The sequence below is a fragment of the Streptomyces sp. AC627_RSS907 genome (assembly GCF_019049165.1).
Genome location: NZ_JAGMUE010000635.1, coordinates 1 through 723, shown reverse-complemented (window position 1 = coordinate 723; position 723 = coordinate 1). Strand labels below are relative to the sequence as shown.

Below are 723 nucleotides of genomic sequence, written 5' to 3'. Positions count from 1 at the left end.
CTCCCGACCACGCCGGCGCCAAGCCGTCGCGCCCGCCGGCGCGCCGGCGCCGGCCACGAACACGACCACGACCACGACCACCGCGCCACCGCCTCGGGGCGCCGCGCGTCTCCGCCACCCCGACCCACCCCCGCGTCACGCGTCCGTGACCGTCTCCTAGCCCACTGTGACGTGCGCCACCCGGATCTGGCGAGAATGGGTCCTGGTGTTCTTGGTTACTGGCGAGTTAAGCTCCCCGGCACGAGCAGTACCCCTGCTCTGGCGGCCTGGTGACGCAGCCGCCGAAGAGTGAAGTCGGTTCGGCGCTTTGGGTGTTCGGCGCGGCCCCGGGACAGGGCCTTCGCCGCGCACCCCCCGGGTGAGTCCCTACGGGCAGAGTTGCCCACCAGGGGCCGCCCAACTCCTCAGTCGTCACTTCTCCCCGCGGGACAAGGCGGGGAACACCCCCCTGGAGTCTGTGATGGACCATTTGTCCACTCCTGATCCCATGCCGTTGCGCACCGTCGCCGTCGTCGGCCTGGGCACCATGGGCACCGGCATCGCCGAGGTGTTGGCCCGCGCGGGCCACGAGGTCATCGGCATCGACGTCGCGGACGCCGCGGCGCGGCAGGCCGTGGCCGCGCTCGCGGCGTCCACCGAGCGGGCCGTGCGGCGCGGGCGGATCACCGAACAAGAGCGGCGGGAGGTGCTCGCCCGGTTCCGGGTCTTCGCCGACCTGTCCGC

Annotated in this window: 1 protein-coding gene; it reads left to right on the top strand. The window is 73.0% G+C overall.

The genetic code is table 11. The annotated features are described in order from the left end of the window. Window positions 1-460: 460 nt before the first annotated feature. On the top strand, window positions 461-723 hold a 263-nt coding region (locus KUM32_RS37525), incomplete at its 3' end, for a 3-hydroxyacyl-CoA dehydrogenase NAD-binding domain-containing protein (RefSeq protein WP_254406677.1).